17 protein-coding genes are annotated in these 22,859 nt (G+C 47.2%); 7 read left to right on the top strand and 10 right to left on the bottom strand.

Annotated features, from left to right (window positions below):
* Positions 1-63 precede the first annotated feature (63 nt).
* Entirely contained in the window at positions 64-9,681 is a 9,618-nt protein-coding gene (locus QUA57_RS12045) for a DUF4347 domain-containing protein (protein ID WP_333251115.1), read from the bottom strand.
* A 772-nt stretch (positions 9,682-10,453) separates the two neighbouring features.
* Entirely contained in the window at positions 10,454-10,603 is a 150-nt protein-coding gene (locus QUA57_RS12040) for a hypothetical protein (protein ID WP_333061121.1), read from the bottom strand.
* Between the two features lie 476 nt (positions 10,604-11,079).
* Between QUA57_RS12040 and QUA57_RS12035 the strand changes: the two genes are divergently transcribed.
* Positions 11,080-12,144 (top strand): TIGR03032 family protein, encoded by a 1,065-nt coding sequence (locus QUA57_RS12035; protein ID WP_333251123.1) that lies wholly within the window; start codon positions 11,080-11,082, stop codon positions 12,142-12,144.
* 339 nt (positions 12,145-12,483) lie between these two features.
* On the opposite strand, the gene QUA57_RS12030 is transcribed toward QUA57_RS12035, so the two are convergent.
* The 7 genes from QUA57_RS12030 to QUA57_RS12000 form a co-directional block, all read right to left on the bottom strand.
* Positions 12,484-14,739: a transglycosylase domain-containing protein gene (locus tag QUA57_RS12030; RefSeq protein ID WP_333061154.1), complete on the bottom strand. Its 2,256-nt coding sequence runs from the start codon at positions 14,737-14,739 to the stop codon at positions 12,484-12,486.
* A 337-nt stretch (positions 14,740-15,076) separates the two neighbouring features.
* Positions 15,077-15,199, bottom strand: coding sequence for a photosystem II reaction center protein J (locus tag QUA57_RS12025; RefSeq protein ID WP_006635506.1), 123 nt, complete (start codon positions 15,197-15,199; stop codon positions 15,077-15,079).
* Between the two features lie 69 nt (positions 15,200-15,268).
* The gene (locus tag QUA57_RS12020) at positions 15,269-15,391 is read right to left on the bottom strand and encodes a photosystem II reaction center protein L (RefSeq protein WP_015176850.1); all 123 of its coding nucleotides are present in this window, start codon (positions 15,389-15,391) and stop codon (positions 15,269-15,271) included.
* 9 nt (positions 15,392-15,400) lie between these two features.
* Complete coding sequence (gene psbF / locus QUA57_RS12015; RefSeq protein ID WP_006635504.1) at positions 15,401-15,538, bottom strand: cytochrome b559 subunit beta; 138 nt, start codon at positions 15,536-15,538, stop codon at positions 15,401-15,403.
* A gap of 20 nt (positions 15,539-15,558) precedes the next feature.
* A complete protein-coding gene (gene psbE / locus QUA57_RS12010) occupies positions 15,559-15,807 on the bottom strand; it encodes a cytochrome b559 subunit alpha (protein WP_006635503.1) in 249 nt (82 codons plus the stop codon).
* 56 nt (positions 15,808-15,863) lie between these two features.
* Positions 15,864-16,877, bottom strand: coding sequence for a photosynthesis system II assembly factor Ycf48 (locus QUA57_RS12005; protein WP_333042721.1), 1,014 nt, complete (start codon positions 16,875-16,877; stop codon positions 15,864-15,866).
* A complete protein-coding gene (locus tag QUA57_RS12000; protein WP_015176848.1) occupies positions 16,864-17,199 on the bottom strand; it encodes a rubredoxin in 336 nt (111 codons plus the stop codon). Before QUA57_RS12000 ends, QUA57_RS12005 begins: the two co-directional genes overlap by 14 nt.
* 161 nt (positions 17,200-17,360) lie before the next feature.
* Here QUA57_RS12000 and ndhC point away from each other — a divergent pair, with 161 nt between their 5' ends.
* From ndhC to QUA57_RS11970, 6 genes are all read left to right on the top strand, one after another.
* Positions 17,361-17,723, top strand: a complete 363-nt coding sequence (gene ndhC, locus QUA57_RS11995) for a photosynthetic/respiratory NAD(P)H-quinone oxidoreductase subunit C (protein ID WP_006635500.1) — start codon at positions 17,361-17,363, stop codon at positions 17,721-17,723.
* A complete protein-coding gene (gene ndhK, locus QUA57_RS11990; protein ID WP_333042724.1) occupies positions 17,714-18,439 on the top strand; it encodes a photosynthetic/respiratory NAD(P)H-quinone oxidoreductase subunit K in 726 nt (241 codons plus the stop codon). Before ndhC ends, ndhK begins: the two co-directional genes overlap by 10 nt.
* Positions 18,432-18,935, top strand: a complete 504-nt coding sequence (locus QUA57_RS11985) for an NAD(P)H-quinone oxidoreductase subunit J (protein WP_333061119.1) — start codon at positions 18,432-18,434, stop codon at positions 18,933-18,935. The genes ndhK and QUA57_RS11985 overlap by 8 nt, the downstream gene beginning before the upstream one ends.
* Positions 18,936-19,015: 80 nt before the next feature.
* Positions 19,016-19,723 (top strand): restriction endonuclease, encoded by a 708-nt coding sequence (locus QUA57_RS11980; protein WP_333061117.1) that lies wholly within the window; start codon positions 19,016-19,018, stop codon positions 19,721-19,723.
* Positions 19,720-21,183, top strand: coding sequence for a class I SAM-dependent methyltransferase (locus QUA57_RS11975; protein WP_333061115.1), 1,464 nt, complete (start codon positions 19,720-19,722; stop codon positions 21,181-21,183). The genes QUA57_RS11980 and QUA57_RS11975 overlap by 4 nt, the downstream gene beginning before the upstream one ends.
* A 260-nt stretch (positions 21,184-21,443) precedes the next feature.
* Positions 21,444-21,692 carry a DUF4926 domain-containing protein gene (locus tag QUA57_RS11970; RefSeq protein WP_333061114.1) on the top strand — a complete coding sequence of 83 codons (249 nt, stop codon included), beginning with the start codon at positions 21,444-21,446 and terminating at the stop codon, positions 21,690-21,692.
* A gap of 334 nt (positions 21,693-22,026) precedes the next feature.
* On the opposite strand, the gene QUA57_RS11965 is transcribed toward QUA57_RS11970, so the two are convergent.
* On the bottom strand, positions 22,027-22,824 hold the full coding sequence (locus tag QUA57_RS11965) for a calcium-binding protein (RefSeq protein ID WP_333042729.1): 798 nt from the start codon (positions 22,822-22,824) through the stop codon (positions 22,027-22,029).
* Positions 22,825-22,859 lie beyond the last annotated feature (35 nt).

The following is a 22,859-nucleotide window of genomic DNA, read 5'->3' as shown; positions in this document are numbered from 1 at the left end:
AAAATTAGTAGAAGTGCGATCGCCCTTTTGGATCGAATGGGCGATCGTACTTTTCTTGATTTCCTAAATCAACCGGAAATTAGCGGATGTAATCGCATTGGCACTCACTCCAACCATCACACCTAACTGCTCCCCTGTCAAGAGGTTTTTGATGATAGTTCCCTGAGTGTTTTGAGTTATTTCTAACTGTCCAAAACTCAAACCACCACCTAATCCAATCAAATCTTGACCGACGGTAAAATCAGCGATTATATCAAATCCTTGACCGGCTTTTAAGGCAAAGATATCGTTGCCGCTACCGCCGACCAAACTATCATTGCCCATGCCTCCGTCAAGGAGATCGTTGCCTTTCCCACCAGTGAGAGTATCGTTATCTGCGCCTCCGAACAGAGTATCATTTCCTGCACACCCTCCCAGGATATCTGCTCCTTCATCACCGTTGATTAAGTCATTACCTTCACCGCCGCAGATGGTATCTGAACCTAACTGTCCAAACAGATTGTCATCACCTTGACTGCCAAGCAGGATGTCGTTACCTTTGCCTCCATATAAGGTGTCATTATCCTTGCCACCATCGATGAAGTCATCATCTTTGTTGCCATAAAGGATGTCCTTACCTTCGCGACCATGTAAGAAGTCATTGCCTTTGCCTCCAAAGATTAAATCGTTACCAGACTCGCCAAGGATGATGTCGCTTCCTTCATCTCCGTAGAGAGTATCTTCATCTTTGCCTCCGGCGATGAAGTCATTGCCTTGGTTGCCATTAATAATGTCATTATCGGCACCACCGTATAAGTTGTCATCCCCGGATTTGCCCTCGAATATATTGGCAGCATTGCTACCTAGTAATTCATCGTTTTGGGCAGTGCCTATTTGAAGGCCGGATGCGCCGAGTATGGTGTTTTCAACTGAGTTGGGTCGGTTTAAGTTGGGATAGGTAATTTGGTCGCAGATGCACTCATCGTCTGAGAGGTTATTAGTTATTGGCGTGGGAGTTGGTGTTTCCGATGGTGTCGGTGTTTCCGATGGTGTCGGGGTTCCTGATGGTGTCGGGGTTCCTGATGGGGCCGGATCGATCGCTGTTGGGGTTTCGGTGGCGATTCCGGTGCCGAGTTCGCCAGAGGTAGGTTCCAAAGGAACGAGCAGGTCTTTGGGGTCAATCGTCTCGAAGGTGGGGCGAACGGTGGGGTCATTCACACTCACTTGTCCCATCTTCTCCAGGATCTTTTCTTTGGTGTTGTCGGCGAGGAACTGCTCGATAGTCTTGGTTCCCGCTGCCAATTCCGCCAGTCCGACTGCGATTTGACCAACTGATACTGGCTGCAATTTGGTAATTTCCGTGGCGATCTCACTTAAGGGGCGACCGCTAGCGACGAGTTCCTGAATGAGTTGATTGCCCAGGGCCATTACTTGTGCAGCAGCCGAGGCGACCCTGGCTAACTGCTGTGTGTTGAGATTGCTGTCTTGCGTGGCAGCCGCAGCGATCGCACCCTGTACAATTGCCCCAATTGTCTCTGGTTTGCTCAAGTCAACTGGAGTACCGGCTTTAAGCGTATCGGCCATCGCGGCGGCTGCCCTATTTCCGAGTTGAGTGAGCGGTATTTCCGAAGCCCCTTCAATAAGTTTCGCCGTCTGGACGATCGTGTTTTGCACCACGATCATCGAGGCAAACACCGCCACACCCTTCGCGTCGCCATTGGCGATCGCTTCCAGGGGGTCGTAGCTGCCCAAATCAACATCAGCCGGCAGCCCCAGCGCCAATTTCACTTGAGTTTCAGCAGTTTCAGGGTCAATGCCTTGCTGGGCTAACTCAGCAATGATGGTAGTTAAAGGTGTCACCACCTCTGACTCTGGAGTAGAAGACAACTGTGTCTCTAGGGGCAAATAGGTAGAGATATCTATACCGTCGGCCATGACAATTTTGCCTTCGGTATAGTCGAGCTTGCCATCTTGATTGTTGTCAAACTTTTCTAGTTCTACTGTGAGGTCGAAGCTGCCATCAGGGTTGGTAAAGGCGAAGGACTCAGTATCATCTTGCACGCCATTGAAGTTGCCATCGAAGAAGACTTTTCCGCCACTGATGTAACCGTCAATGGCACGACTCTTGCGCGTCGAACCATGTCCCAACCGGAAGTTAGCCAGTTCCATCTCACCCAGGCGCTTCTCGTAAGCTGGCTTCCAGCCAAATTTCCAATACTCAGCCTTAAAATCTAGGGTGGCTTTAACATCACCATTGATTTCAAACAGGCTCAGCGGTTTGCTAATACGGGAAGTAATTTCTGAGGCACGAATTTTGCCATCGCCGCTAGTGCCCTTGCTGTAGTCTTCACCGACATCGAGCAAGTCAAACTTAGCATTCGCCTCAATTCCGCCCGTAAGATAAGCTTTTGCAACTCCAGCATTAACCCCGCCCCCAGCCTTAATACTAGCTGTGAGCTTGAGTTCATTAACGTCCGGCCCCGTACCATCCGCTTCTTTGCGATCGCTCACGTAGAAGCCATCGAGAACTTTAGAGGCATCTGAGGCCTTAAAGCCAGATTGTTTCCATTGAGAAAGTCCAGAAGTATCAAAGCCGAACCCAAAGTTAGCTTTAGCTTCAAAATCACCTTTTAATATGCCGTTTACACCTACATTTACAACAGGAATTGAGTAGATGGGAAACTCTTTCTCAATTGTGAACTTAAAGTCTAGCTTCGGCACTTTATAGGCGAACAGGGTGACATCCGGTTTACCCATCAGTAAATTGATGGCAGCTTGAGGATCGCTCAAGATAGGAAAACTCAGCCCAGGCATCTTTTGAAAGAGCGTCAGTAACTCTTGAGTCTTGCCCTTGGACTTCGATTTAGCTTGGTCAGTAGGAGATGCCGCTGTTTTGGTTTTAGTTGTCTTAGCAGTTTTGGTATCAGCCGTGGGATTGGTGGCATCAAAATCTATCGCGTAGTCACCTAAATCTATAGCAATGTTTCCCTCTTGAGAGGAAATATCGTTGAGCAAATCACTAGCCTGGCCGATATACTTAAGGCCATCTAGGAATTGAGTATCGATCTTTTTGCCTGCGATAGTGGCACCGGCCTCGATCAGCGTCACCTTGCCATCGCCGTTTTGGTCGAAAAATTTCCTGACAACCTCGAATTCAGACAGCGGTTTAATATCGCTGTTGAGTGCATTGATGATAGGACGAGCAGGCTTAACAACATCATTGACTTTAGTGATGACAGGTTTAGCAAAACCCGTGATAAAGCTCCCCAAGTCGAGCTGCATATTCTTAAACTCAACACTGGGTTTTTGCGGCCCGCTCCCTGTCCCGTTCTTATACGACAGCGGCGAAAAACTAGCATTTAGGTCGAAGTTGAACGACGGAATCGCCGCACTACCATTAATGCTGGTTTTTGCACTCAGGCCGAGGTTGGCTTTAGTGTCTAAACTCGTACCAATCAAGTCGGAGAGTTTGCCCTTACTCAGTTCATTGCGGGTCAGTTTCCCGTCATTGATCCCTCCTTGAGCAGTGGTTAAATCTTTCAGAGATGCCTTAAAATCACCAGTAATCTTAGTAGGGTTAACAACGTTGTTCGCCAGATCGAGTTGCAAGAAACCCAGATTGGCTTTGCCCGTAAAATTATTGGCTAAGCCTACTTCAGCACCGAGGGCAAGCTTTGTATTGGTTGTATCAAAGAAGATGCCATCCTGATTCAGAACCAATCCCAAGTCCAATCCGTACTTGAATGTGGCGTTGGCATTGCCCTGAGTATTTAATCCCAGCCCCGGCAGCCCCAAATTGGCATCGAGTGTCAGCGTTTTGGTGTACTCTTTGCTCAGGTTAACCAGAACTTTAGCTTCTTCGTAAACTGAGCCTGTAATTGTCAGGTTGGGGAACTCTTTGACAAGAGAAGTCTTGATAGTATCTTGAAACTTCATCTTATCCAAGCTTGGCGTGGCTTTCAGATCGGTGATTAGCCTGTTCTTAATACTGTTTAGAAAATCAGGGGCAATGGCGTTGAGTTTATTACCCACCACCGGGATTTGAGCCGCCAGATTGTTGGTCAGGGACTCTTGGAGCTTGTTGAAGCCTAAATCAAGAGCGCTGATATCAGTCTCATTGTCAGTATTAGTAACTACGACATCGTTGGCATTAACACCGCTGTAAATAGTATCGGTACTGGTAGCGGGTGCGGTGACAATGTTGTATGCCACATTCCCATCTACTACAAAGTCATCTACTCCGGTGATAGTGACGGCTTGGGGAGTATTCCAGTTAGCCGGAGTGAAAGTTAAACTCGGTTTATTTACAGTACCTTCAGCCGTGTTATCCGATGTCGTCCCGATCAACACATCTGCTGTAGGCTGGCTATCTAGAAGTACCCAAAAAGTAGCAGTTCCCCCCGCTTCTGTCGTTGTTAATCGAGAGTGAGTGACAGTAATGCCTTTGGTGTCGTTGTCGTCAGTATTAGTAACTGCGACATCGTTGGCATTAACACCGCTGTAAATAGTATCGGTACTGGTAGCGGGTGCGGTGACAATGTTGTATGCCACATTCCCATCTACTACAAAGTCATCTACTCCGGTGATAGTGACGGCTTGGGGAGTATTCCAGTTAGCCGGAGTGAAAGTTAAACTCGGTTTATTTACAGTACCTTCAGCCGTGTTATCCGATGTCGTCCCGATCAACACATCTGCTGTAGGCTGGCTATCTAGAAGTACCCAAAAAGTAGCAGTTCCCCCCGCTTCTGTCGTTGTTAATCGAGAGTGAGTGACAGTAATGCCTTTGGTGTCGTTGTCGTCAGTATTAGTAACTGCGACATCGTTGGCATTAACACCGCTGTAAATAGTATCGGTACTGGTAGCGGGTGCGGTGACAATGTTGTAGGCAGCGTTCCCATCTACTACAAAGTCATCTACTCCGGTGACAGTGACGGTTTGGGGAGTATTCCAGTTAGCCGGAGTGAAAGTTAAACTCGGTTTATTTACAGTCCCTTCAGCCGTGTTATCCGATGTCGTCCCAATAGTGACATTTGCTGTAGGCTGGCTATTTAGAACTACCGTAAAAGTAGCAGTTCCCCCCGCTTCAGTCGTTGTTAAACCACTGGTGGGAGTGACGATAATACCTTTGGTGTCGTTGTCAGTATTAGTAACTGCGACATCGTTGGCATTAACACCGCTGTAATTAGTATCGGTACTGGTAGCGGGTGCAGTGACAATGTTGTAAGCAGCGTTCCCATCTACTACACTGTCATCTACTCCAGTAACTGTGACGGTTTGGGGAGTATTCCAGTTAGCGGGAGTGAAAGTTACACTCGGTTTATCTACAGTACCTTCAGCCGTTTTATCAGATGTGGTCCCAATAGTCACATCTGCTGTAGGCTGGCTATTTAGAACTACCGTAAAAGTAGCCGTACTCCCGGCTTCTGTCGTTGTTAATCCAGTGATGGGAGTGATCGTAATGCCTTTGGTGTCATTATCAGTATTAGTAACTGCGACATCTGAAGCATTAACACCACTGTAATTAGTATCGGTACTGGTAGCCGCAGCGGTGATAATGTTGTAAGCAGCGTTCCCATCTACTACAAAGTCATCTACTCCCGTAACTGTGACGGTTTGGGGAGTATTCCAGTTAGCCGATGTAAAAGTTAAACTCGGTTTATCTACAGTCCCTTCAGCCGTTTTATCGGAAGTCATCCCAATAGTCACATCGGCTGTAGGCTGGCTATCTAGAACTACTGTAAAAGTAGCCGTCCCCCCTGCTTCTGTCGTTGTTAATCCGCTGGTGGGAGTGATAGAAATTCCCGCAGTATCATCGTCTTGAATGGTAGTTGTAACTGGAGAACCAATAATGTTAGCAGTTCCTGGGGCTGTGGCGTTGCTCAGAGTGAGTGCTAGAGTTTCGTTAGGTTCGGTAATTCGATCGCCCGCAACGGCCACCGCGATTGTTGCTATGGTAGCATTGGCAGCAAAAGTAACTGTACTACCAGTAGCAGTGACTCCGGTTCCGGTAACATTGGCGTTATTGTAATCTACGGCATTGGTTGCTGTTCCCCCAAAACTAAAATCAATGCTGCTACTTTGGTTGGTTTCTCCGGTGCGGGTAATGGTGAAACTTACCACTTGAGTACCGCTATCTCCCTCAGTCACTGTGGCGGTACTGCCGACGATGCTGTAAGTAATATCGTTATCGGTAATCTGTGGATTCACAGGGCCGATCGCCAATGTTGTTGGATAATTGGGATCGGTACTGTTGGTAATAGCGTGGGTTAGTGCACCGGTATGGTTGTTTTCTGGTAGCGTGTCATCAACAGCACGAACGGTGACAGTTTGAGGAGTTTGGCCATTAACATTTGTGAAGGTGAGAGTTTGCGCGGCGGCAAAATTCGTTCCATCTAGGCTAACCTGTGCTTGAGTATCCGCCGTCACAGTAACGTTAACATTGCTGGTGGGGAGGGTGTTCAATTGTAGGGTATAAGTATCTGTAATTCCCCCTTCTGTTACTTCGGTACTGCCAGCAGATTGAGTGAGGGTAACGCCAGGGATATCGTTGTCTGTGTTGGTGACAGTGACATCTGCTGGGTTGAGATTGTTATAGTTGGTGTCGGCAGTGGTGGTGTCGGGGGCGGTGATAATTTGGTAGGCAATATCACCGTCAGCCACCGCATCGTCTACTCCGGTGATGGTGGCAGTTTGGTAAGCGTTCCAATTGGTGGAATTAAAGGTGAGGTTAGCAGGTAAAACCGTGCCTTCTGCTGTGTTGTTGCTGGTTAAGCCAAGGATGACATCGGCTGTGGGTTGGCTTTTCAGGCGGATGTCAAACGTGGCAATACCACCGAATTCGCTGGTATTGCCGCTAATCGGGAGGAGATCAAATCCAGCGGTGTCATTGTCGGTGATGGTGAAACTACCTGTGGTGGTAGTTCCTAATTGAATGCCTGCCGATGGGTTGCTAATAGTTAGGTTGGCAGTTTCGTCAATTTCGGTGATTTGGTCGTCGGTAATGGTGAAGGTGACTTGTCCGCTGCTTGCCCCATCGGCGATGGTTATTTGGGTGGGAATGGTGCCGGTGAAGTCGGCGGCGGTGGCAACTCCTGTTAAGGCGAGGTCAACGGTTTGGTTGCCGGCTACAGGTGCGGCGGCGGTGGCTGTGACGGTGATGCTGGTTGTTCCGGCTTCGGTGCCGGTGGTGGGAGTAACTGAGAGGTTGACGACAGGGGGGGGGATGGTGATGGTAAAGCTGGATGCTGTGGAAGTGTCTACGCCGCCGTTGGCAGTGCCGCCGTTGTCTTGGAGTTGGACTTGTATGGTGGCGGTGCCGGGGTTGCCGTTGGGGGTGTAGGTGAGGGTGCCGTCGTTGGCGACATCGGGGAGGGCGGTGAATAAGCTGTTGCCGTTTGTGATGTTAACGAGAAAGTCGTTGACGGCTTGGCCCGCTTCGTTGGGGCCGAAGTTGAAGGCACTAGCCCAGCTAGGAACGGTTTGGAGGGTATTTGTCGAGGTGGCTAGGGTTTGGTTGCCGGAATTGCTGAAGCTGGGTTGGTCGTTAATGCCATTAACGGTAATGGTGAAGGTTTGGGTAGTCGAGGTATCGACGCCGCCGTTAACAATGCCACCGTTGTCTTGGACTCGCACGTCAAAGGTGGAGGTGCCGAAGGCCTTGGGGGCGGGTGTGTAAGTGAGGTTGCCATTGGCGTTGTTTATAGTGGGCGCGCCGGAGAATAAAGCGCCGTTGCCGATGTTGCTGACGGTGTAGGTGGCCGTTTGGGCGGCTTCATCGGCAGGGCCGGGGTTGAAGGTAGCCCAACTTGTTAATGTTTGTTCCCCAGCATCTTCGTTGACTGCCGCTGGGCTGGTGGCGGTGAAACCCGGTTGGTCGTTGAGAGCATCGATAACTATGGCTTTGCTACCGCCGAGGGAGTTGGCTGTGGCTAGGGCGGGGAGGGTTAAATCAGCATTCGCAGTCAAACTATCTTGAATGGTGCCGCCGTTGAGGGTGAGGGCGGTGGTGGCGTATTCTAAGTCGAGGGAAGTGTCTCCGGCTTGCACTACATAGTTGAAGGTGAGTACAGTACCGCCGCTACCAGAAACGTAGTTGGCAAATTGGTCAGTTGTGCCGGTTTCGAGTTGCAGTTGGGGGGTGCCGGTGACGTTGACAGCGGCATCGAAGGTGACGGTGATGGCGATGGTAGAACCTACACCGTAGCTGCCGTCAGGGGTGGTGGCGGTGACAGCAGTAACTTTGGGGGTAGTGGAAAGCAGGATCGAGGTGGTATTGCTGCCACTGTTCGCCACAGCTAAGTCTGGTTTGCCGTCGCCGTTGAAGTCGCCGATGCTGACTGAGTTGGGGCCACCCCCAGTAGTGAAGTCAACTTTGGTGGCGAAGGTGGGGGTGGTGGCTCCTGTGGGGGTGGTGTTCAGCAGGATGGAGGTGCTGTAGCTGTTTGCCACAGCTAAGTCTGGTTTGCCGTCACCGTTGAAGTCGCCGATGCTGACTGAATTGGGGGCATTCCCAGTAGTGAAGTCAACTTTGGTGGCGAAGGTGGGGGTGGTGGCTCCTGTAGTAGTGGTGTTCAGCAGGATCGAGGTGGTATTGCTGAAATAGTTCGCCACAGCTAAGTCTGGTTTGCCGTCGCCGTTGAAGTCGCCGATGCTGACTGATCTGGAGCCACTCCCAGTGGTGAAGTCAACTCTGGTGGCGAAGGTGGGGGTGGTGGCTCCTGTGGGGGTGGTGTTCAGCAGGATGGCGGTGGTGTAGCTGTTACTGCTCGCCACAGCTAAGTCTGGTTTGCCGTCACCGTTGAAGTCGCCGATGCTGACGGAGTAGGGGGAACCCCCAGTAGTGAAGTCAACTTTGGTGGCGAAGGTGGGGGTGGTGGCTCCGGTAGCGGTGGTGTTCAGCAGGATGGAGGTACCGCCGCTGTTCGCCACAGCTAAGTCAGGTTTGCCGTCGCCGTTGATGTCGCCGATGCTGACTGATTTGGGGCTACTCCCTGTAGTGAAGTCAACTTTGGTGGCGAAGGTGGGGGTGGTGGCTCCTGTAGTGGTGGTGTTCAGCAGGATCGAGGTGGTATTGTTGACATAGTTCGCCACAGCTAAGTCTGGTTTGCCGTCGCCGTTGAAGTCGCCGATGCTGACTGATTTGGGGTTACTCCCTGTAGTGAAGTCAACTTTGGTGGCGAAGCCTAGCACGCCGCTGTAAGTTTTGAGGGTGTTGGCGTTAAATGCTATTGGGGTGGAAATATCCCCGATTTGTACTTCTAGGTTCCAGTCTCCGCCTAATTGGGCACTGCCAGTGGGGTGGGCTGAGGCGGCGATGTTGGCTCCTGTTAGTTCGCTGAAGTGTTTGACAAATTTTAGTCCGGCTTCTCCTTTGGCGATGGAGCATCCATACAATAGAATATCGGCGTTTTGGGTGAGGGCTTGTCCCCACTGTTTTAGCTTTTGACTGAAATTTCCTAGATCCTTCTCATTAAGTACCTCGGCACCGAGTTTTAAACTGCCTTGGTTGCCGTGAGAAACTACATGAACAGCTTCAATGCCACTTTCACTAGCCAATGCTTTTGTAATTTGTTCAAGGCCACTACGCTTGTCATCTAAAATGACTATTTTGGCGTTAGCATCTGCGCCCTCGATCAAGTTTTGATAATTCTGTACAGAGGGGTCAACGAAAATAATTTGCTTGTTCGGGGTTGATAAATTCATAATTGCTGCAATCCTTTATATCTATCGTTTACATTTAAGTCCGGCAGGGGTTGAAACCCCCGCCTCAAAGCCTAATATCAAATCCAGTGGCATTGGAATTGATATTACCCACAGTCAGGACACGGCACCGTGCCAATTGGTGTCAACTTAAGCTGTGAACCCGCCAAGTCCGCCAGGGAATGAATTCCCTGCCTGACAGTGGCTTCGCTACAATAGCGCTGGCACAACTATTTGTTGCCTCTGTCCAAAAAGATAAGCTATCAAATCGCTCAAACAAGTCGGGGGGTAAAATCGTTTTTCTCGGTTTAAACTCGACTTAGGCACGCACTTGATGTAACCCTTTTGTTTTGAGCTTATTATCAAATTCTGGCTCTTGATATTGAATATTCTCGAAATCATGCTCAAAATGCTCTTCGCCCAGAAATTGATAAATTAGCGACATCGTTTTAGCCGGTTTTATTTAATAGCTCGTAATCTACCAATAGAATAGATGCACTCTGTTCGCTGTAAAAAGCTTCTTTAAGAGCGTTATAAGCATAGCCAACTAAACGCGAACCTTGACTTAATGCCTCGTGCGACTGTAGACTGTAGACCGTTCCGCTGGATTATTAAATAACTGGGAAATATCAAAAGCGTTACGCCGAATCAGTAGCTCGATGCTGTCCATAATCCAGGCGATATTTCTGACACAGCAGATGACTTTTGCTTCAGGAAATACTTCCCGAGTTAAGGGCAATTTGCTACACCAAAGACGATTGGTGTCGAAGATGATTTATTGGTCAGCTTGCGGGTGGTAATAGGCAGAAAAAATACTGAGAATCAGTGCCCCTTTTTGTTTCAGAGAAATAAACGTGGAAAACTCATTGTCTTTGCTCATGGCTTCCAGCATTCTCTCCACTAAACCCCCGACGGGGCTAGTCATAGCTGCGTGAAACCGGGGATTTTGTCGTAGTAGTGCAGCCCGTAAAGTACAGGCTGATCGGGGTAGTCCTGATATGAAGTGGGCTTTCGCTGGCCTCGCGTGGGAATGGGTTGGTAGAACTTAGATGCTACCTAAATGTATCATACTAAAGACATATCTTTTTTAGCATATTTTTATTTAACATTTCGCAAGACAACATCCAGGTTTACGATATCTTTACAATCTAGACATAGTGGGTTGACTTTCCCTATCTCTATCATTGCTTCGGGCCCCTGCCTCTGTAAAGTCGGAAAAGTCGGATCTTTGGCATGAGGACAAAATTACTTGGGAATTTTAACCGCAGAGGGTGGCGGATGTACGTGCTATGGACGCAGATGAATGTTGAGTTTGGTCAAGTAGGATCGATAAAACCCGCAAGGCGAGGGAATTACGATCGCGCTATATTGTGGATACATAAAGATATGCCTCTAGATTCTATGAATAACGAACAAGCTACTTTCAATACAGTCTCCGAACACGAGATTTTTGGCGATCGCGATTTTCCCTCTTGGTTAACTCAACAACAAATCAGCCTCGCTTGCACTACCTATCAAACCAGCAGGTTAATGTTAATTGGTGCTGTGCCAGAAACCAACAGAATCTCGGCATTTTGGCGAATATTCGATCGCGCAATGGGACTTTACTGCACGCCGGAACGCCTTTATTTAAGTTCAAAATATCAACTCTGGCAATTAGATAATGTCTTAGAAGCCGGGAAATTATACCAAGGATACGATAAATTATATATACCAAGAATCGGCTATACTACAGGTGATATCGACATTCACGATATCGCTGTCGATAAAAATAATCAAATCATTTTTATTAGCACGTTGTTTAATTGTATCGCTACTGTGAGCGATCGCCACAGTTGCAAACCTTTCTGGAAACCCCCATTTATCTCACAATATATAAATGAAGACCGCTGTCACCTCAACGGTTTGGCGATGGTGGGGGGGGAGGCAAAATATGTCACAGCGTCGAGTCAGTCGGATGTGGTGGATGGCTGGCGCGATCGCAGAAAAAACGGCGGTATAGTTATTGATATTGAATCTAATGATATCATCGTCACAGGATTGTCAATGCCGCATTCACCTCGCTGGTATCAAGATAAATTGTGGTTGCTGAATTCGGGGCGGGGAGAATTCGGTTATGTGGATTTAGATACAGGGAAATTTGAGGCAATTACCTTTTGTCCGGGATATGTCCGAGGACTGGCATTTTGGCAAAATTGGGCAATTGTTGGACTCTCGAAACCTCGGGGTGGTGACAATACTTTTAGCGGTTTAGAATTGGATGAGTTGTTGGTAGCAAAGGATGCTGAGGCTCGCTGTGGTATGATGGTGATTGATTTGACTACTGGGGCGATCGTTCACTGGTTGCGGTTTGAAGGAATTGTCACAGAACTCTATGACGTGCAAGTGATTCCGGCAGTGCAAAAGCCTATGGCTTTGGGTTTTCAAACGGATGAAATTGCTCAGTTAATTACTTTGGAACTTTAATATCAATTCCGGTGGCACTCAGACATGATTATGAAAAAGATCGATCGTTGTAGCAAGACATTGTAAAATTGCTAGAAGTGCGATCGCTTTGGCAACGACCAACCCAAGCCCTGAAAACATCCTCGCTCAGTTAACCTTAATCAGCCTCGGAATCAATAACGTATTGATGTCATTGCTCGCAGGGATGGTTAGCTGGCGCGCCCTCTTAGAAAAACAATCGCAGCATCTGTTTTTCATGGGTTCTGCGTTCAGGATTCGGAGATTGAGTTGACAAGCTGTACGGCATTTAAATTGGATATTTCAATGCCGTATCAAAATTCGTCCAATCCCCGCATCCACTCAACGTGCCACCTGCCGCATATATTCCCCCCACAACTGAGCGGCATTTGAACTACCTCCCCCAGTCGGAGAATTATCATCATTTCCCAACCAAACTCCTGTCACCAGTTGCTGACTCGGAATATAACCGACAAACCACAAATCTCGATTATCATTAGTCGTGCCTGTTTTTCCAGCTTCTCCCAACCCCAAAGCAGCACTGCTGCCCGTACCTCCGCGCACAACACCTTGCAGCATATCAGTCATCGTATCCGCTACGGCTTCCGAAACTAACTGCCGATTGGCAATGCCATCTTTTTGATAGTCATAAATCACCCGGCAACTGTTAAAATTATTTCTATCTTTGCAATCGCTGCTGTCAATAATTCGCTTAATTACATGGGGGCGATTTCCCAAGCCCCGATTGGCCAAAACACCGAAAGCCCCCGTTAATTGCAACACATTAACTTCACTTTCTCCTAATACTAAACCCGGGTTAGAACGCAGTTCAGAAGTAATCCCCAAACGTCTAGCCATTTGCACTACATTTTCTAAGCCGACATCTTGTTGTGCTATTCTCAAAGCAATTGCATTTTCCGACAACGCCAAGCCGCGATACATATCCGCACTGCCGCTGGTTCTTTCGCAGGCGCTGTAACTTTGTCCGCCCCAGGAAAGGGGGGCGCAAGAATAAGTTTTATCGGGTGAGATTCCCTGTTCCAGGGCGGCTGCATAGGTGAAAATCTTAAATGTAGAACCGGGCTGTCTCAAAGCTTGGGTAGCCCGATTAAACTGACTTTTCAAATAATCTACGCCCCCAACTAAAGCTAAGACTTCCCCGGTTGTACTATTGAGAGTCACCACGGCTCCTTGAGAAAAACCTGCACTGGCTCCCGCGTTTTCAACAGCATTTCTGAGGGAACTTTCCGCCAACTTTTGCAGGCCGGGGTTCAAACCTGTTTCTACAATAAAATTGCCTTCTCTTGCTAACTGCTCCCCGAGCAAAAACTCCAATTCGTCAAATACATAATTGTAGAAATAAGGAGCGATCGTACTTTGCAGGTATTGGCGGGCTTTAGGATTGATCTCAATTCGCGATCGCCTCGCGCGATCGGCTTCTTCCTGAGAAACCGTCCCCAGTGCCCGCATCCGTTCGATTACCCGATCGCGGTACTGCACCGCCAATTGATAATTTTGAATCGGATTAAAACTGTTTGGCGCAGGCAAAATGCCCGCCAAAGTTGCCGCCTCTGACAAAGTTAAATCCTTCGCCGACTTCCCAAAATAAAACCGAGACGCATCCTCAAAACCGTAAAGGTCTATTCCTAAAAACACCCGATTTAAATAAGTCAGCAACAGCTCATCTTTGCTGTAATAAGTCTCCAGTTTAAAAGCAACTACGGCTTCCCGCAACTTGCGTCCTGCCGAATCTTGAGTTCCCACATAATCTCGAAACAAACTCCTCGCTAACTGCTGCGTCACAGTGCTGCCACCTTCGCGAATTCCTCCCCCGCGAACATTGGTCAAAAGCGCCCGCAAAACCCCCAGCGGATCGACTCCCAAATGCCAATTGTAGCGGCTATCTTCCGAAGCAAGTACCGCCTTGGATAAATAAGGCGAAAAATCCTGCAATTTTTTTAATTCTAAGTGAGCGTTATTCTGAGGAGGACGCAGGGGAGTTTGCCCGTCGCGCGCGTAAACAATCACGGGGCCATTGATACTTCTCGGCAGAGGCCGCACTTGAAACTTTGTGGATTCCATCCCTACCAACGCGGCAATCAAAGCAGTGATTCCGCTAACGCCGTAAAAGCTATAACGCACCAGTTCCAAATACCAAGGCGGCGGATATACGTACTGAATTCTGACAGCGGCGGCTAGTTCCGGCGGCCCTAAAGTGAATACGTCTCCGTGACGCAGGGACATACTTTTAATTCGCCTTTTCCCGCTGTAAATGCCGTTGGTGGAGTCTTCATCTTTGATGACAAAAGGAGTCCGCCGCCGAGTATCGCGTGACAGGGATAAGTGCACGTGACTGACAACGGGGTTGCGAACCACGATATCTGAAGATTTGGACGATCGACCTAACAAATATCGATCGCCCAACAGCGGATAAACCTCAGCTTTAGCTGCACCCGCATCCTGTACCCACAATTCGGGTACTTTGGCGTTTGGTTTCAGCGCTAGCTGGTTAAAATTAACCTTGGCAATAGTCTGGACTGCTTGGGTAATTGCACCCAAGACGGTTTGAGGTTTGCGGGGCGGCGGCGGTGGGGTCATATTTCGCTGTGCACTACGATCGAGCGATCGGCTCTTGCACCATTCTACTCGCAACTTTTGGCTAATTTCACGATCTGCCCACACTCTTAAGGCGATCGTCGGCTAGTGGTGATCGATTTTGGGGTTATTGGTGAACCCCCAAGGCGAGGAGTTTCTTGAGCAAATCTCCACCCAACTACCAAAAATCCCCCTCTCACCAGATGATTTAATTCTCATAAACTGGCCAAAAAATCCACACTATCTATAACAGTTATCCCCGATTTACTCACACAATTCGCATAATTAAAACCCCCCTTTTTCAAGGGGGGTTAAAAGCCAAAAATCAGCTTGATTCTCCTTACATCGAAGAACCCAAACCGGCATAAGCACCGTAGAAGAAAAGACTCACAATGCTCAGAACACCGAGACCAGCGACAGTAGCTACCAGCCACAAAGGAATTCTTCCACTTTCACTAAACATAGCCATCACCTCACTAATTTACAGCTAAACAAATTCGATGGAACTATCGAAAGCCAACTCAGACACCAGTTAATTAAAGAAATAACTGGAAAACAAAATACCCAAAACAAAAATCAGCAACAAACCCAAATACAAAGAAGTCCGGTTTAACTCAACAGGCTGCTCGTTGGGATTAGGAACGCGCTCAGGCATTGTAAACTCCTATCGTTGAATAAATTGCATTGCTGCGATCGCGCCCAAAAAGAAAATTGTTGGGACACCTAAAGTATGAACTGCCAACCAGCGCACCGTAAAAATCGGATACGAAATTGGCTCATTATTTGGGGTTCTGCTCGTCATTTTTCCAAATCCTTGTTAAATTACTTGGCAATGAACTGATCTACTTGTTTCTTAGCTTCAAAGCGATCCGAGATAATCGGCACTTCTTCCCGCTGCGGTGTGAAATACTGGTTAGGGCGAGGAGTGCCGAAAGCATCGTAAGCCAAACCCGTTTGCACAAACAGCCATCCAGCAATAAACAAAGCCGGAATGGTGATGCTGTGAATTACCCAATAACGGATACTTGTAATAATGTCCCCAAACGGACGTTCTCCAGTTGTACCAGCCATTTAGAATCCTCCTTTCAACAACAAATTGACAGACAATCTCTATTACTATTCTACTATCAAGCCGCTTGCGCTGAACCTTGATATTTAAGTAGAGTACCGCTCGCACCGATCACAAATCCGCGATCGGGGCCCATAAAGACAATCCTGTAAAAATTAGCCGGAACATCTTCAACTTCGCGGTCTTTTAGCCAAGTTTTCCCGCCGTCCAAACTGCACAGCAAATTGCCGCCGCCGCCGGCTACCCAAACTTCATTATCAGTCCGGTAAGCCATGTCCAGCAAACCCCAACTCGCCTTGCGATCTGGAAAAAACGGTTTTCCCCAACCTTCAGGATTGGACGGGTCGCTAAACTGAATCTGACCGCCGCGGGCGAGCATCCACAAACGCCCGTCCTTGGTAAAGCCCATATTTTGCAGGCGGCGAGAACTATTGCGGTTGTGAGGTTCCCAAGCTTCTTGTCCGGGTTTCCACACCGAGTAGAAATTGCCCTTCGAGGAAACCGCAACATACTGCCCGTCTTCAGAACGGTTGATATTGCGAACTACCCCAAAAGAATCCTGCACGACAGCTTTCCAATTTTTGCCGCCGTCAGAAGTCCGGTAAATCGCCCCGACATCGGTCGTCATCTCGGCGGAATTCGGACCCAAAGCCGCGATCGTACTCGGAGAACCGGGCAACTGACTGCTCAAAGCAATGCGCGTCCAAGACTTGCCCTCATCGTTCGTGTGGAGCAAAACTGAAGGCTGGCCGACAATCCAGCCTTCGGAACCCGAAAAACTTACCGACGCAAAACGCGACCTAGGATCATCGATATCCAGTGCTATAGGCTTCCAGCTAGTGCCACCGTCAAGGGTTTCGAGCAGAGTCGCCTCAGAACCCACAACCCAGCCGTGCTGAGGATTGCCCGTAAAGGCAATATCCTGCAAATTAGCTTCCGTTGGCAAGGAAATCACTTGCCAGGGGTTGTAACTCACAGAACCGATGGTGCTGCAACTCGTACAGATGAGCGCAGCGGCCAATAACATTACAATTCGTTGCCAAAATCTCACAATCGTTTTACTGCAAACCATACATACTAAGTAACAACAAGAAACCAACGACCAAGCCGCCAAAAATCAGCAAACTTTTCTGACCTTCGGTCATGCCGTTGACACCGACACCGTAGCGCTGATTTGCCTTAAATCCCGATACCCCTTCCATCTGACCGAGATTTTGAAACATCGATTTGCGCGCCCCGCAAACGGGACAGACCCAAGTTTGGGGCAAATCTTCAAAAGCCGTGCCCGGGGCAATGTCAATTTTAGGATTCCCCTTTTTCGGCTCATAGACGTAGCCGCAGGCGCGGCACTCGTGCCGATCGAGGGTTTTGGTTTCAGTAGCTCGATCGCTCATAGCTCCAAAAGAGTAGGTAAGCTAATCTTAAAATATACATTAAAAATTATTGCAGAAGATGGAGGATTAATCTCAACCAACTCGTAATTTTAGCTACCCACAATCTATATAATGTAAAGACAAGTTACAGAACCCTTTCACCTAGGCAGTAATTATTCACCGTGTTTGCACTCAGCGGCTACGAGTATTTCTTAGGCTTCCTGTTAATTTCCAGCCTAGTCCCTATCCTCGCCCTCACGGCGTCTAAGGTACTGCGGCCCAAAAGTCGTCCCTACGACCGACGCACTACCTACGAATCCGGCGTCGAGCCGATCGGCGGAGCCTGGATTCAGTTCAACATCAGATATTATATGTTCGCCCTGGTCTTCGTCATCTTCGACGTAGAGACCGTCTTCCTCTATCCTTGGGCGGTTGCTTTCAACCAGCTAGGACTCTTGGCTTTCATCGAAGCCTTGTTTTTTATCACGATCCTCGTTATTGCTCTTGTCTATGCATGGCGCAAAGGAGCCTTGGAATGGTCTTAAGTTCTGACAAATCACAAAAACCTCTAATTGTCAACCCCGCAGAGCGCCCGCAAGTCACATCCGAATTATCAGAGAACGTCATCCTGACAACAGTGGATGACCTCTACAATTGGGCGAGACTTTCGAGCCTGTGGCCGCTTCTTTACGGTACCGCTTGCTGCTTCATCGAATTTGCAGCTTTGATCGGATCGCGCTTTGACTTCGACAGATTCGGCTTAGTACCGCGATCGAGTCCGCGACAAGCCGACCTGATCATCACCGCCGGCACAATTACGATGAAGTACGCCCCCATCTTGGTGCGGCTGTACGAACAAATGCCGGAACCCAAATACGTGATCGCGATGGGTGCTTGCACCATCACCGGGGGAATGTTCAGCGTAGACTCCACCACAGCAGTCAGAGGCGTTGACAAACTGATTCCCGTAGACGTGTACATCCCCGGCTGTCCCCCCCGCCCAGAAGCGATTATTGACGCAATTATCAAACTGCGGAAAAAAATCGCCAACGATTCCATGCAAGAACGGGCCAATTTGCTGCCAACCCACCGCTACTACACCAGACCCCACAAGATGAAAGTAGTAGACGACATTTTAGATGGCAAATACTTGTCAGTTCCCGGCCGGATGGCGCCACCGAAAGAATTGACCGAAGCAATGGGAATGCCAGTACCGCCGGCTTTGCTTGCAGGACAAAAACAGGAGGTAAACCGTGGCTGAGACAGAAACCTCAATTGTTGAAGCCGGGAAGGTTTCCCAGTGGTTGACTCAAAATGGCTTTGAACACGAAGCTTTAGCGGCCGATAATTTGGGCGTGGAGATATTAAAGGTCGATCGAGACTTCTTAATTCCGATGTCAACAGCACTGTATGCCTACGGGTTTAATTATATGCAGTGCCAGTGCGCCTACGACCAAGGGCCGGGAGAAGATTTAGTCAGCGTCTACCACTTGGCTAAACTGACAGATAATGCTTCCAAGCCTGAAGAAGTGCGCGTCAAAGTATTTATTCCCCGCGAAGATCCGAGAGTACCATCAGTCTACTGGATTTGGAAAGCGGCCGACTTTCAAGAGCGGGAATCCTACGATATGTACGGCATCGTCTACGAAGGACATCCGAATCTGAAACGGATTTTGATGAACGAAGATTGGGTAGGCTGGCCGCTGCGGAAAGATTACATTTCCCCTGATTTCTACGAATTGCAAGACGCTTATTAAGTGAGTTTTGCGAGGGCGGGTTTAGATCGTAAAATTGGACTTTTAAAGTTGAGTTTTATGCAAAACCCGCCCTCTGTTTTTTGGCTAATTTGGATTTTTTAACCGCAGATACACGCAAACTCCCTATGACGACTCTGACCGTAGAAATTCTTTGTTCTGAGGCGGCCATATTTTCAGCAGCCGAGTCTCAACACCCAGAACCTCTGCTTTACGGCATCACAGACGGAAAGGCTGTTGGGACATATTTAGAGCAAAAGTTCAGACTCTATCTCAAGCAAAAGTATGAATTTATAGATGGCAATTCAGCAAGCGGTATCGATTTCCCAGGAATATTTGTTGACGTGAAGGTAACCAGCATTAGGCAACCGCAGTCGTCATGTGCTTTCAAATCTGCAAGGCAAAAGATTTTTGGGCTGGGGTATTCACTGATTATCTTTGTTTACGAAAAGACAGACAACAGTACGATACGAACTGCAACCCTGAATATTTTGCATACAATTTACGTGAGTGCCGAAAGAACAGCAGATTTTCAAATGACCCGTGGAATTCGCAATATTTTAGACAACGAAGGCAATAAAGATGATTTGCTTGCTTTCATGTTTGACAAAAATCTACCTGTTGACGAAATGGAAGCAGGTAACATTGCCGACGAAATACTGAGAAATCCACCATTGCAAGGGTTTTTGACCATTTCTAATGCGTTGCAGTGGCGACTTCAGTATGGAAGAGTCATTGAGCGTGCTGGACAACAGGAAGGTGTGAGCGCAGTTTATAAGTCTAACCGATGAGTTCTAATGATCGCAAAACCAAACTAGAATATGGGGATTTTCAGACACCGCTGGCATTAGCAGAGATGGTGTGTCGGAAATTGATAGAACTTGATGTTAACCCCAAAGTCATCATTGAGCCAACTTGCGGGATAGGTAATTTCATTAAAGCTGCTGCAAATTCGTTTCCATCCGCCAGGAAGATTATTGGGGTTGAAATCAATCAAAATTATTTAATAGAATTAAGAGCTAAGCATGAATTGTTACAGGATGAAAGATGTGAGGTTAAGCACGGAGATTTTTTTGAGTTTGACTGGACATCATTAATCAACCAATTTAATCATAGGGTGCTGGTACTTGGCAACTTTCCTTGGGTAACAAACTCACAACAAGGAACTATTGGCAGTGAAAACTTGCCGAAAAAAAGTAATTTTCAAAAGCACACTGGCTTAGATGCACTAACAGGTAAAAGTAACTTCGATATCTCAGAATGGATGCTGATCCATGCGATACAATGCTTGCAACATCGTGACGCCACTCTGGCAATGCTTTGCAAGACTTCCGTTGCCAGAAAGTTATTGAGTTACATTCATTCAAAAAAACTTAATCTCGCTAGCTGTGCAACTTACACAATAGATGCTAAAAAGTATTTTGGTGCAAATGTGGATGCCTGTTTGTTATACTGCAAGTTTGACTCAAGCTCACAAAACTACTTCTGCGATGTATTTAGCAGTTTAGAAAGTTCTGACGGTCATCGAATCGGATATCACCACAATCTCCTGGTTAAAGATATAGATTCTTTCAATAAATTGAGTAATTTATATGCTGTAAAGTCAGGAACGAAATGGCGATCTGGCGTCAAACATGACTGCTCGAATGTGATGGAGTTTCGTAAAATTGATAATTTGTTTGTTAATGGATTTGGGGAAGCTGTCGAGCTTGAGGAAACTTATCTATTTCCGCTACTTAAAGGATCGGATGTTGCTCAAAATCGCATTAATCGCACAAACCGCTATATTTTAGTAACTCAAAAATTTATTGGCGAGTCAACCGAACCTATCAGCCAGATAGCTCCTAAAACTTGGCGCTATCTGCAGGAGTGGGGACAATATCTAGACAATCGCAAAAGCAAAATTTATCAGCACAATCCTCGCTTTTCTATTTTTGGGGTTGGCGATTATAGCTTCAAATTTTGGAAGATAGCAATTTGCGGACTTTATAAAAAATTGGATTTTAGGTTGATATGTGAAATATCTAATAAACCTGCGATTTTTGATGATACTGTTTACTTTCTCAGCTTTGATAGCGAGAGAGTTGCACGTCAAACTTTTGAGATTTTAAATTCATCGTCAGCAATTAACTTTTATTCATCGATGGTATTTTGGGATGAAAAGCGTCCGATCAAATCCAGTGTCTTAAATTGTCTGAATCTGTCACTGCTGGCAGATTTGGAATATTTAACCCCAGATGCACGCAAATAAAAGCAGATGGATACAGCTAAATATTGACTTTTTATGGGAGAATGTAGGCTGCTATTTTTGAGAGAATACGTAAAAAATCGTGATATCCTTCCAAATTCCTTATTCGGTTTCTAATAGGGTAAGGTGCGTCGCCATCTACAATCTACAAGTTCCATTAAAAATCTTACAGCGACGCACCCTACAGATTAGAGACTGGCGTAAGCCCTATGATAGCGCTGATTAACAAGCTGCTATCCTCTGTAGTGCCTGGAGGTAATAAAGTGGCAAAGAATACAATTAAATTACTAGATGTCGTTGCATTGACAGTTGACCTTCCTGAATACAACCTGTGGCGCGGACAAGTTGGGACACTGCTTGAATTGTTGGCTGATGGTGCAGCGTTTGAGGTGGAATTTAGCGATCGCAACGGACGCACTTATGAATCTGTCGGGCTGCATCCAGAGCAAATCCTGGTGTTGTATTTTGAGCCACCATCACCTGATATCAAACCCGAAATGGTTACAGCATAAGCCGCCCAATAACTTGCAGACTTTATAAAAAATTGGAGTTCAGGTTGATAAGTGGTATCCGCTCAATAATCCGGGGTAAATCGATCTTCAACGATGCACATCAAATGACGCAAAATAGTTCCTGAGTGGGCAGTCCGCCCCGAATTATTGAGTGAATACGAATTTCTCAACTTGGAATCATTCCCTCTCTACTGTTATTAGCGAAAAATCTTCTCTTCATCCCTTGGGCTTGTCTTAGCAACTAGAATAATTGCTCCCCCTATTTATTGAGCCGATACCCTATATTCATGGAATACGCTGTAAGTTTGTCAGTCCCGCAGTGATTGTCCTGAATTTAGAAACCCTGAACGGAAACAATCCTGCTTTGTAGTTCATTAGGCGTTACATTGTCTACAAAACCTAAAATCGTGTTAGAATTTCTTACTCTGATTAGAGTTCCTGAATAAACTCCGGTAATTCCGCCTCTGGGTTGAGTTGCTGAAGCAGATCCACTTGCGTCGGCCGGACCTGGAGGGAGTAATGGTTGTAAAGCTTGCGGCAGATCGAACGTATATGTTAATGCCACATTCTGTACTGGCTCCAACACTATATCATTAACCGTTAAGTCACTCGCTAATCCAATGCGATCAATATCAGGATCAAAACTTTCGATTATATCACTAGAATTGATATCTGTATTGGCAGGATCTATTTCCAGAACGCATAAATTATTGCCAAAACCACAACTTAAGAAGTCTCTGCCCAAGCCACCAACCAGAGTGTTATTCCCCTCTCCGCCGTCTAAAGCATCGTTGCCTCTACCCCCAAATAAAATATCATCGCCAGCCTCTCCAAGAAGAAAATCAGCATCTAGACCACCACTGAGGGAGTTATTCCCCTCCTGTCCATACAGTGCATCTTTTCCTTTTCCCCCAAATACTGAATCATTGCCTGCAAAACCTATGAGAATATCTTCCCCTTCATTTCCCAGGATTAACTCGCTAGCCCCTGAGCCATTTACTGTATCATCCCCATCGAGCGCCCAAGCTCCTAAAGGGAAGTTGGCTAAATCTCCAGGAAAAAGTTGAATCAATTCCGAGGTGTTGTCGCCAATTAAGCGCAATGTCCCTGATGGATCGGGTTTTAAAGCCATAGTTAAAATCTTTGTGTTTTGGTAGATTACTAACC

The sequence above is a fragment of the Microcoleus sp. Pol7_B2 genome (genome assembly GCF_036701035.1).
Taxonomy (GTDB): Bacteria; Cyanobacteriota; Cyanobacteriia; order Cyanobacteriales; family Microcoleaceae; genus Microcoleus.
The sequence above is the reverse complement of the archived record's forward strand: the minus strand, read 5'-3'. Positions and strand labels throughout refer to the sequence as shown.